The 12,394-nt window shown below is 43.8% G+C and carries 5 protein-coding genes; 2 read left to right on the top strand and 3 right to left on the bottom strand.

The window, feature by feature from the left end; translation table 11 throughout:
* Positions 1–211 precede the first annotated feature (211 nt).
* Together rpoC and rpoB are read right to left on the bottom strand one after the other, a co-directional pair.
* Positions 212–4,528 (bottom strand): DNA-directed RNA polymerase subunit beta', encoded by a 4,317-nt coding sequence (gene rpoC / locus MB380_RS01300; RefSeq protein ID WP_253532370.1) that lies wholly within the window; start codon positions 4,526–4,528, stop codon positions 212–214.
* A 78-nt stretch (positions 4,529–4,606) separates the two neighbouring features.
* Positions 4,607–8,464, bottom strand: a complete 3,858-nt coding sequence (gene rpoB / locus MB380_RS01295) for a DNA-directed RNA polymerase subunit beta (protein WP_253532368.1) — start codon at positions 8,462–8,464, stop codon at positions 4,607–4,609.
* Between the two features lie 517 nt (positions 8,465–8,981).
* Here rpoB and MB380_RS01290 point away from each other — a divergent pair.
* Complete coding sequence (locus MB380_RS01290) at positions 8,982–10,187, top strand: RsmB/NOP family class I SAM-dependent RNA methyltransferase (protein WP_253532367.1); 1,206 nt, start codon at positions 8,982–8,984, stop codon at positions 10,185–10,187.
* 83 nt (positions 10,188–10,270) lie between these two features.
* Here the strand turns inward: MB380_RS01290 and MB380_RS01285 are convergent, their stop codons facing one another.
* Positions 10,271–10,711 (bottom strand): thioredoxin domain-containing protein, encoded by a 441-nt coding sequence (locus MB380_RS01285; RefSeq protein ID WP_253532365.1) that lies wholly within the window; start codon positions 10,709–10,711, stop codon positions 10,271–10,273.
* Between the two features lie 169 nt (positions 10,712–10,880).
* Between MB380_RS01285 and MB380_RS01280 the strand changes: the two genes are divergently transcribed.
* On the top strand, positions 10,881–12,287 hold the full coding sequence (locus MB380_RS01280; protein ID WP_253532363.1) for a serine hydrolase: 1,407 nt from the start codon (positions 10,881–10,883) through the stop codon (positions 12,285–12,287).
* Positions 12,288–12,394 lie beyond the last annotated feature (107 nt).

The following is a 12,394-nucleotide window of genomic DNA, read 5'->3' as shown; positions in this document are numbered from 1 at the left end:
TCCACACCTTTTATCTACCTTTTTACTAGCCCAAAAAGGTAATAATACCCCATTTGTTGTAGATTTTGTTCCTACAAAAAAAATAAAACTACCAACTTAAGGTAATGCTGAATACGTTAATAACCCCAATAAAAAACAAACTCCTCCCCACCAAAAGGCAGGGAGGAGTTCTTATCATTACGTGATTCAAAGACTTAAATCACTGTATTATTTACACATATTCTCTGCGTTGTTTCGCAGCTTCCTGAGAGCGACGCTTTTCAGCGGCGGCTTCCAGTTCAGCTTTGCTACCAACCAGAATGTTCTGGTATTTACGGTTACCAGTTCCGGCAGGAATCAGGTGACCTACGATAACGTTTTCTTTCAAACCTTCAAGCATATCGCGCTTACCTCTTACAGCAGCCTCTGACAATACTTTGGTGGTTTCCTGGAACGATGCCGCAGAAATGAATGACTCTGTACCTAACGAAGCAGTAGTGATACCTTGCAAGGTAGGACGAGAAACGGCCGGCATGGCATCACGCACCTGAATCTGCGCAAGGTCAGCACGTTTTAAACGGCTGTTTTCATCACGCATTTCGCGGGCGGTGATAATCTGACCAGGCTTAAACTTGTCAGAAGCACCGGCATCCATTACTACTTTTTTGTCCATAATTTTGTCGTTCGCTAAACGAACCACCCATTTATCTACCATCTGGTATTCAAGGAACAAAGTATCTCCTGAATCAACGATTTCAACTTTTTGCATCATCTGACGTACAATAACCTCAATGTGCTTGTCTGAAATCTTCACACCTTGCTGGCGATAAACGGCCTGTACTTCGTTAACGAGGTATTCCTGAACGGCGGTAGGCCCTTTGATACGTAGAATATCAGCCGGAGTAATGGCGCCATCAGATAGTGGGTCACCAGCTAAAACGAAGTCACCATCCTGTACCAGAATCAGTTTCGACAGAGGCACCATGTATTTCATTTTAACACCGTCTTTTGCTTCTACAAAAATCTCACGGTTACCACGTTTAACATTACCGTACTGAACGATACCGTCAATCTCAGAAACAACGGCAGGGTTCGATGGGTTACGTGCCTCAAATAACTCGGTTACACGAGGCAAACCACCGGTGATGTCGCGGTTCATATTAATAGCGCGAGGAATCTTGGCCAGAACCTGACCTGCTTTGATAGCCTGACCGTTTTCTACAGTCAAACGTGCCATTACAGGTAAGTTATATGCTTTTTCGTCTTCGCCGCTGGCGGTTCTGATAATAATGGCCGGGTTTTTAGAACGGTCTTTCGACTCAATAATAACCTTATCACGGAAACCGGTCTGTTCGTCAGCCTCTTCTTTAAAGGTAATATTTTCTTCGATGGCTTCGTACTCAATGGTACCATCCAACTCAGAAAGAATAACGGCATTGAACTGATCCCAGTGACAAAGCGGGTCACCTTTCTTCACAACATCGCCATCTTTTACTTCAAGCGTGGCACCGTAAGGTACGTTATTGGTAATCAGGATGTTGTTGGTACCTTCTTCAACGATACGGATTTCACCACGACGACCCAACACGATGGTAATTTCGTTACCTTCACGGTCAGACGATTGTACGGTACGCATCTCTTCCAGTTGAACAACCCCACCGAATTTGGCTTTGATGCTGGCATCAGAGGCAACGTTCTGGGCAGTACCCCCTGTGTGGAACGTACGAAGTGTAAGCTGTGTACCAGGCTCACCGATTGACTGCGAGGCAATAACACCCACAGCTTCACCGATGTCGGCCATACGGCCGGTTGCCAGGTTACGTCCGTAACATTTCGAACACACACCTGTTTGCGTTTCGCAAGTCAATGCCGAACGAATCTCTACTGTTTCAATGGCTGTTTCGTCAATTTCAGCAGCAATTTCTTCAGTAATTTCCTCACCTGACTTGATAATCAGTTTTTTGGTAAGTGGGTCAATGATATCATAAACTGATGTACGACCCAGAATACGTTCTGATAACGGCTCAACGATATCTTCGTTGTCTTTCAATGCAGAAACCTGAATACCGCGTAGTGTACCGCAGTCTACTTCGTTTACTACCACGTCCTGAGCTACGTCATGCAAACGACGTGTCAGATAACCCGCATCGGCTGTTTTCAAGGCTGTATCGGCCAAACCTTTACGGGCACCATGGGTAGAGATAAAGTACTCTAGTACGTCAAGGCCTTCTTTGAAGTTTGACAAAATCGGGTTCTCGATGATTTCACCTACTGAACCCTGAATATTTTTCTGTGGTTTCGCCATCAATCCACGCATACCGCCCAACTGACGCACCTGCTCTTGCGAACCACGTGCACCAGAGTGCATCATCATATAGATTGGGTTGAAACCTTTCTGGTCTGCTTCTAATTGTCTCAACAATACCTCACGGATACGTGTGTTTACACGGCCCCAGATATCAATAATCTGGTTGTAACGCTCACGCTCGGTAATGATACCAAACATATAGTTGTTTTGTACCTCTTCTACTTCTGCTTTGGCATCGGTGATCAATTTTGTTTTTTCTTCCGGTATAATGATGTTATCCAAACCGATTGACAAACCACCTCTGAAGGCCGTCTGATAACCCAGTTCTTTAATATCATCAAGGAATTTTGCTGTACGGGCATATCCGGCTTCTTTAAATACGCGACCAATCAGCTGTTGAAGTTTTTTCTTGGTCAACAATTCGTCAAGATAACCTACTTCTTCAGGCACACACTGGTTGAACAGAATACGACCTGCCACTGTATTTACTATTTTCAATACCAACTGGCCGTTTTCATCTTTCACTTTCACACGGCATTTAATGTGTGCGTGTTTAGAGATTCTACCTTCGTTCAAGGCAATGATTACCTCTTCAGGAGAATAGAATGTCATTCCATCACCAGGAACCGGATCATCAGCAGAAGAAACACGTCCTTTAGTTACGTAGTACAGACCCAACACCATGTCTTGCGATGGTACCGTAATTGGTGCACCATTGGCAGGGTTCAGGATGTTGTGCGAAGCCAGCATCAGGATAGATGCCTCCATGATGGCTTCCTGGCCAAGCGGCACGTGTACCGCCATCTGGTCACCGTCAAAGTCGGCGTTGAAGGCCGTACAAACTAATGGGTGCAACTGGATAGCCTTACCCTCTACCAATTTAGGCTGGAAAGCCTGAATACCCAAACGGTGAAGCGTAGGGGCACGGTTTAGCAGAACCGGGTGGCCTTTCAATACGTTTTCAAGAATATCCCAAACTACGGCATCTTTTCTGTCAACAATTTTCTTGGCAGATTTCACTGTTTTCACGATTCCGCGTTCAATCAGTTTTCTGATAATAAACGGTTTAAACAGCTCTGCTGCCATATCTTTTGGCAAACCGCACTCATGTAGTTTCAATTCCGGACCTACCACAATTACCGAACGACCCGAGTAGTCAACACGTTTACCTAAAAGGTTCTGGCGGAAACGGCCTTGTTTACCTTTCAACATATCTGAAAGTGATTTCAAAGCACGGTTACCTTCAGAACGAACGGCGTTTACTTTACGAGAGTTGTCAAATAGTGAATCGACAGCCTCTTGCAACATACGTTTTTCGTTACGCAAGATTACCTCTGGCGCTTTGATTTCCAACAGACGTTTCAAACGGTTGTTACGGATAATCACACGGCGATAAAGGTCATTCAGGTCAGAAGTTGCGAAACGACCACCATCAAGAGGTACAAGCGGACGCAATTCTGGTGGAATAACCGGCACCATACGGATAACCATCCACTCTGGTTTGTTTTCAATACGTGTATTGGCGTCACGCAATGCCTCTACTACTTTCAGACGTTTCAAAGCCTCAGCTTTACGTTGTTGAGAAGTATCAGTAGCGGCGGCGTGGCGTAAGTCATAAGACAATTCATCCAGCTTGATACGAGAAAGCATCATTTCTAATGCCTCCGCACCCATTTTGGCGATAAATTTGTTCGGGTCTTTATCGTCAAGCATCTGGTTTTCTCTTGGCAGTTTATCAACAATGTCAAGATATTCTTCTTCAGTCAGGAAGTCGTTGGCAGAGATACCATCTTCTGCCTTGATTCCCGGCTGAACAACCACGTAGCGTTCATAATAAATAATTTGGTCAAGCTTCTTAGACGACATTCCTAACAAATACCCGATTTTGTTAGGTAAACTGCGGAAGTACCAGATATGCGCCACAGGTACTACAAGTTCGATGTGCCCCATGCGCTCGCGGCGCACTTTCTTTTCGGTTACCTCTACACCACAACGGTCGCAGATAATGCCTTTGTAACGAATACGCTTATATTTACCACAATGACACTCCCAGTCTTTCACAGGTCCGAAAATACGCTCGCAAAACAACCCACCCATTTCGGGTTTGTATGTACGATAGTTGATAGTTTCCGGCTGTGTAACTTCTCCAAACGAGCTTTCCAGGATTGACTCAGGTGAAGCCAAGCTGATGGTTATGCTGTTGAAGTCGCTGTTAAGTTTTTTATTTTTCTTTAAAGACATTTTCCTTATGATTGATGTGAAAATGATTTTTTAAAATCTGATGCGTGTTTCCCGAAAGAAACACGCAGGTAATATTGCTTATTGCAGGGTAATTTCAAGTGCAAGGCCTCTCAGCTCGTGCACTAATACGTTAAATGACTCTGGGATGTTGGCTTTCGGAAGGTTTTCTCCTTTAACGATAGCCTCGTATGCTTTCGCACGGCCCACCACGTCGTCAGACTTAACTGTCAGAATCTCCTGCAGGATATGAGACGCACCAAAGGCCTCAAGCGCCCACACCTCCATCTCTCCGAAACGCTGACCACCAAACTGTGCTTTACCACCCAGCGGTTGTTGTGTAATAAGAGAGTATGGTCCGATAGAACGGGCGTGCATTTTATCATCAACCAAGTGGCCCAGTTTCATCATGTACATGATACCTACCGTAACTTTCTGATCGAATGGCTCACCCGAAAGACCGTTGTATAGCTGCGAACGACCAAACGGAGGAAGCCCCGCTTCTGACAACTCTGCCGAAACCTGTTGCTCAGTAGCGCCGTCAAAGATTGGTGTAGCATATTTACGACCTAACTTACGACCCGCAAGACCCAGTACAACTTCATAAAGCTGACCGATGTTCATACGAGAAGGTACCCCAAGTGGGTTCAGCACGATATCCATTGTTGTGCCGTCTTCCAGGAATGGCATGTCTTCGTCACGCACAATTCTGGCAACAACCCCTTTGTTTCCGTGGCGACCCGCCATTTTATCACCCACTTTTAGTTTACGTTTTTTAGCAATGTAAACTTTAGCAAGCTTCACGATACCTGCCGGTAGCTCATCACCTACTTCAAGAACGAATCTTTCACGTTTGAAACGGCCGATTACCTCGCTACGGCGAGCCAGGTAGTTTTTACAAAGCGCTACTACCAGTTTGTTGGTGTCTAACTCATCTGTCCAACCATCCAGAATCACGTCTCCCAAAAGGTTAACCTCTTCAGGCACGTTATACTGGCTTTCGTCAACATAATTGTTTTTATCCGGGAACAAGTTGTTGGCAATATTCGAACGGTTGAATTTCACGCCTTTCGATATCAGCTCATCACCGAATTTATGTTTCACGCCTGCCGAAGTTTTGCCGTCAAGCAATTCTACGATTTTATCAAGCATTCTGTCACGCAATTCAATCAAAGCTCTGCTGTGTTTTTTCATCAGGGCTTTCAGCTCGTCTTTGTGTTTCGAACGTTCTTCTTTACTTGGGCGAGAGAATAATTTTGTATCAATAATCACACCGTCCATTGATGGTGGCGCTTTCTTCGAAGCATCTTTCACGTCGCCGGCTTTGTCGCCAAAGATGGCACGTAAAAGTTTTTCTTCAGGTGTTGGGTCAGACTCACCCTTTGGTGTAATCTTACCAATCAGGATATCTCCTTCTTTTACTCTTGTACCAATGCGTACAATACCGTTTTCGTCAAGGTTTTTAACGGTTTCTTCCGAAACGTTCGGTATCTCAGCTGTTAGCTCCTCTTCACCACGTTTGGTGTCACGTACTTCCAGTTCATATTCTTCAATATGGATAGAAGTAAAGATATCTTCACGTACAACTCTTTCAGAAATTACGATGGCATCCTCAAAGTTGTATCCCTGCCAAGGCATGAAAGCAACCAACAGGTTACGACCCAATGCAAGTTCTCCACCCTGAGTAGCATATCCTTCTACCAGAATCTGACCTTTTTTCACTTCCTGTCCTTTTAATACAATCGGACGGATGTTGATACAGGTATCCTGGTTGGTACGACGATGCTTAATCAATTCGTAGGTGGTAACGTTGGTATCGAAACTAACCAGATTTTGTTCTTTGGTCCAGTTATAACGTACCTTAATCATGTTAGCATCCACAAACTCAATCACACCATCTTCTTCTGCTACTACAAGGGTACGTGAGTCACGAGCCAGGCGGCCTTCAAGACCTGTACCTACAATTGGCGCTTCAGGGCGTAACAATGGCACTGCCTGGCGTTGCATGTTTGAACCCATCAGGGCACGGTTGGCGTCATCGTGTTCAATAAACGGAATCAACGATGCAGCAACCGATACAATCTGGTTAGAGGCAATGTCCATGTAGTCAATTGAATCAGGAGTCTTCATCGGGAAGTCACCCTCATAACGACATTTCAAGGTATCAACCAGGAAGTTACCCTCTTTATCTACATCGGCCGTAGCCATGGCTATGTTTTTACCATCTTCTTCTTCGGCTGTCAGATATATCAGTTCGCTGGTAAGTTTACCATTCTCAATTTTCAGGTATGGGGTTTCAATGAAGCCCATGCTGTTGATTTTGGCATACGTACAAAGCGATGAAATAAGACCGATGTTCGGCCCCTCTGGCGTTTCGATGGTACACAAACGACCATAGTGGGTATAGTGAACGTCACGAACCTCGAAACCGGCACGCTCGCGGCTCAAACCTCCCGGCCCAAGGGCAGACATACGACGTTTGTGCGTAATCTCGGCCAGTGGGTTGGTTTGGTCCATAAACTGCGACAGCTGGTTGGTACCGAAGAATGAGTTAATAACCGACGAAAGCGTACGGGCATTAATCAAATCAACAGGTTTGAAATCTTCGTTATCACGAACGTTCATACGTTCTTTGATGGTACGTGCCATACGCGCCAGACCTACGCCAAACTGGGCATAAAGCTGCTCGCCTACTGTACGCACACGACGATTCGAAAGGTGGTCGATATCATCGACAACCGCCTTAGAGTTAATAAGGCTGATTAAGAACTTAACAATCTCAACAATATCTTCAGTGGTTAGCACCCCTGTTTCCAATGGAGTTGTCAGGTTCAGTTTTGTGTTTACACGGTAACGACCTACCTCTCCTAAATCATAACGTTTGTCAGAGAAGAACAAGCCCTGGATAATCTCACGGGCAGTGGCCTCATCAGGAGCTTCCGTGTTACGCAACTGGCGATAAATTTGCTCAACGGCCTCTTTTTCAGAGTTTGAGCTATCGCGTTGCAAAGTGTTATAAATAATGTTGAATTCTGAAACGTTGGCGTCTTCGCGGTGTAAAATAACCGACTTCTGCTCTGTGCTCAGGATAATATCAATGTCACCTTCCGAAATGATAGAGTCACGTTCTAAAATCACTTCGTTACGGTCAATTGATACCACCTCACCTGTATCCTCGTCAACAAAGTCCTCAGTCCAGGTTCTCAGAACACGTGCTGCTAAGCGACGGCCGATAGCTTTGGTAAGGGCTTCTTTTGAACCCGGAATTTCTTCTGAAAGACCAAACAGGTTCAGGATTTCTTTATCAGAACCAAACCCGATGGCACGAAGAAGTGTAGTAACCGGGAATTTCTTCTTACGGTCAATGTAAGCATACATAACGTTGTTTACATCTGTAGAGAACTCTATCCATGAACCTTTCATCGGAATCACACGGGCAGAGTAAAGCTTGGTTCCGTTTGTATGCTTGCTCATAGAGAAGAATACACCCGGAGAACGGTGCAGCTGAGAAACGATAACGCGCTCGGCACCGTTGATAACGAAAGAACCTCTTTCGTTCATATAAGGAATGTTGCCCAGGAATACTTCCTGCTCAATCGTCTCGAAATCCTCGTTATCGGCGTCATTACAAATCAAACGTAATTTCGCTTTTAAAGGAACTGCGTAAGTAAGACCTCTGTCGATACACTCATCTACCGAATATTTCGGTGGGTCAATTGTATAATCAACAAACTCCAATACGTAGTTCTCGCGTGAATCGGCGATTGGGAAGTTTTCAGCAAACACATTGTAAAGCCCTTCTTTTTTGCGGCTTTCGGCTGGTGTGTCAATCTGGAAGAAATCCTGAAACGATCTTACCTGCACATCCAGAAAATCAGGATAATCAATAGCAGGAAAAACCGTTGCAAAACTTTTTCTACCGGTTACTGTAAGACTCAAGGCTTTGAAAGTTTTAAGTTTATAATTTTTTAAACTACATGCTGTTTCATAATAGCAACAAGCTTATGACAGACTCTTGAGAGTGAGGTACTTATGCTTATAAAACCAGCTGAAAATATATATTTCGTAGTGAAGAAAATAATTGCCCCTGTTCAACTGCCCTACGTGAAACAAGTTGTGTATCGGACAAAAATCTCATGAATGATAAGCGTTTTTAAAGAGAGTATCGCTAAATAGGGTGCGAAGTTATAAAATATTAACTTAAATAACAAATTCTTATTGCACAAATGTTTGTATTATTTGAAATTTTTCTTTATTTGCTGATTTTTGGCATTAAATACCGCCCCATCAGCATGTAATTAGGGTACTTTACTCTGGCTACGGCCTTCTGAACAAGGTTTTTACCAGAACCAGTATTTATGTTGAAAACTGAACGCCTTCGAAAAATACACCCCTGTATTTCCGCATCCCACAAAAAAGCCTGAACTTTGTGCTTTTTATAAACAGATATTGATTAATGAAATACCATAGAGTATTGGTTGAAGCCATCGTTTACGCGCTGCAACAAATTTTTATTGAAAACCGGCAGGCCGACAAGGTAATTGAATATGTGCTGAAATCTAACAAAAAATGGGGCAGCCGCGACAGAGCCTTTATTGCCGAAAACACTTATGAGATTGTACGCTGGTGGCGGTTACTGAAATTTGTAACTCAGCTCTCTGGCTCTAAAGTTACAGAGGCGGCTCAATTCTGGCAGATATTCGGCGCCTGGCGCGTGTTGCAGGGAGATAAACTACCCGACTGGCAGGAATTTGCTGGTCTGAATCTAAAAAATATTACAGCCCGTTATGAAGAAGCCCAGCACACCAGAAAAATAAAAGAATCAGTGCCGGACTGGATTGATGAAACCGGTGAAAAAGAATTGGGCGAACAATGGAACGCCGAACTGCAAGCCATGAATCACCAGGCTCCGGTAGTGTTACGCACCAATACCTTAAAAACCAGTGTAGCTGAACTACAAAAGAAACTCAACGAGGCTGGTATTGAAACAGAAACCCTGCCTGATGCCCATGATGCATTGGTATTGAAACGCAGAGCCAATGTATTTGCCACCGAGGCCTTTAAGAACGGCCTCTTTGAAGTGCAGGATGCCGGCAGCCAGTTAATAGCGCCGTTTCTGGATGTTCAGCCGGGTATGCGTGTTATAGACGCCTGCGCCGGTGCAGGAGGCAAAACATTGCATCTGGCTACGCTGATGGAAAACAAAGGCCGCATTATTGCCATGGATGTAGAAGATTATAAGCTGCAGGAACTTCAAAGACGTGCCCGCCGCAATGGTATTGGTAATGTAGAGACTAAACTGATAGAGGCTAAAACCATTAAAAGGCTGAAAGAAAGCGCCGACAGACTGCTATTAGATGTGCCGTGTTCTGGCCTGGGTGTTTTAAGACGTAACCCCGACGCGAAGTGGAAACTAAAGCCTGAGTTTCTGGATAACATCAGAAAAACCCAGACCGAAATTATAAGTAACTACTCAAAAATGCTGAAACCTGGCGGCAAAATGGTTTATGCCACCTGTAGTTTACTGCCCTCTGAAAGCGAAGCGCAGGTGCAGCAGTTTCTGGCCACCCATACAGGTTTTGAGCTCATTGGCGAGCAGCGCACTTCACCTGCCAAAGAGGGGTATGACGGCTTTTATATGGCTCTACTGCAAAAACAGTAAAACCCGATTGCCTGTGAACGAAAAAGAGGAACATCCGCCCCTCTTTTTCGTTCATATCTTACAAAACCGGCATCAGCCTGCTATTATACTTTTCTTTTAGCAGCGGCACGCTTTGCCGTATTCAGCAACTGGGGGGCTTCGGTATATCCTAAAACCGACTGCACCACTTTCCCGTTGTTAGGGTCAATAAAAAACAAGGTTGGGTAGGCCTGTACATCATATATGCCAGACAACTTTACGCCCTCGCCTTCTTCCATATCCATAGCTACATTAACAAAGTTCTGGTTAAAGAATTCGCCCAATTGCTTATCGGGAAATACTTTTACCTGAAGCGCCTTGCATGGGCCACACCAGGTAGTGTAGGCATCCATAAAAATTAGCTTTTTCTCTGCTTTGGCCTTTTTAATTATTTCTTTCCATGAAGTTTTCTCTTCAAACTTAATACCGGTGGCAGATGAATGCTGAGCAAAGGTTGACCAACTCAAAAACAGCCCTAGAGTTGCCAGAAACAATCTTTTATTCATTTCTAAAAACGATTTAAAATTTTTGCAAGAATAACGATAAAAATCGGAGTTTTAGTTTGTTACGCCAAAAAAACATGATAATCGTTAGGCACCCTGGTTACCTCTTATAAAGTTTTACTTTGAGATATAACCAGACAGACCGACATTTAGCCTGTTAAACCAATACCTCATGAAAAAAATACTATTTCTTCTGCTACTTTCATTTTCTGCCGCACGGCAATCAAACCAAAAAAAAATTGATTCAGTAAGGGTGCTGGTCGAGAAGGCATTCAACGAAAAAAATCCGGCTAATCTCTTTCAACTGACCGGAGAAGTGTTCAGGAAGCAACTGCCCGAAACTGAACTAAAAAATGTAATAACGCAGCTTCATAACCAACTGGGTACATGGAAATCTTCAGTGTTTGTAAAAAGCGTTGATGGTGTGGCTTTCTACAAAGGTATTTTTGAAAAAGCAACCCAGGACGTTTATTTAGCATTAGACGCCTCAGATAAAATATCTACGCTACTTTTCCGGCCTAATGCAGATAATAAACCTAAAAAAGATTATCTGGTTGCAACCGATAACAAGATGCAGACCGCCTTAGATGTTAAGGTTGATAGTATAGTAAGGCCATATATCCAGTTAAAACATACCACAGGCCTGGCTTTGGCCATTGTTACTGATGGCAAGGTGTACAACTACAATTATGGCGAAACCAAAAGAGGAAACCACCAATTACCAGACCCAAACAAAACGTTGTTCGAGATAGGCTCTATCAGTAAAACCTTTACTGCTATTCTACTGGCTGATGAGGTAGTAAAAGGCAAAATGGCGCTCGATGACCCAATTAACAAATATCTTCCGGATTCTATTCCTACATTGGCATTCAAGGGTGTACCTATTACGCTTAAAAGTTTGTCAAACCACAGTTCGGGGCTTCCGAGGCTGCCAATTAACCTTTACAAAAAAGGAGACCCCATAGATGACCCCTACAAAAATTATGATACCGAACGGATGTACACCTATCTGAAACACTTTAAGCCGTTCCGTGAGGTAGGCCTCAACTATGAATATTCTAATTTTGCCGTGGGATTGTTAGGTAATATTTTAGCTGTACAAAACCACACCACCTACGAAAAACTTCTGGCTCAGAAAATAACCGGCCCTCTGGATATGAAGCATACATTCATTACTATACCCGCAAAACAGGAAGGCAACTTTGCGCAGGGCTACAACGAAAAAGGTGAAGCCACCTCACCCTGGGACCTGAACAGCCTGGCAGGGGCGGGCGGCATACGGTCGACAATTAACGACATGGTTATATATACACAAGCCAACATGAACAAGGCACCTGCAAATCTACAAAAAGCAATAGACCTTACCCACGCCATTACATTTGAACAGGGCCAACAGATTATTGGTCTGGGCTGGCATTTAACTAAAAATAGAAACATTTATCAGCATTCGGGAGGAACAGGGGGATTCAGAACTCTGGTTGCTTTTGATAAAACCAAAAAAACAGCGGTTGTGGTATTGTCTAACTCAGCCGAAGAAGTAGCGCCTATTGGTTTTGAATTATTAAAATTAAACAAATAAAAACCCCAGGTATTGCTGAATGTGTGATGGAGTATAACCAATATGGATATCACACAACAATAACAGTTTATTTTAAAGAGAATATAGCGCTTAAAACAGGCCATCTG

The organism is Emticicia sp. 21SJ11W-3, from assembly GCF_024138715.1.
GTDB lineage: Bacteria > Bacteroidota > Bacteroidia > Cytophagales > Spirosomataceae > Emticicia > Emticicia fluvialis.
Note: the sequence above shows the minus strand (reverse complement) of the source record. Positions and strands in the feature narration are given on the sequence as shown.

Excerpts from the sequence above, each read along its gene's own strand:
- rpoC (WP_253532370.1), bottom strand. The coding sequence starts at position 4,528 with ATGTCTTTAAAGAAAAATAAAAAACTTAACAGCGACTTCAACAGCATA.
- MB380_RS01290 (WP_253532367.1), top strand. The coding sequence starts at position 8,982 with ATGAAATACCATAGAGTATTGGTTGAAGCCATCGTTTACGCGCTGCAA.
- MB380_RS01285 (WP_253532365.1), bottom strand. The coding sequence starts at position 10,711 with ATGAATAAAAGATTGTTTCTGGCAACTCTAGGGCTGTTTTTGAGTTGG.
- MB380_RS01280 (WP_253532363.1), top strand. The coding sequence starts at position 10,881 with ATGAAAAAAATACTATTTCTTCTGCTACTTTCATTTTCTGCCGCACGG.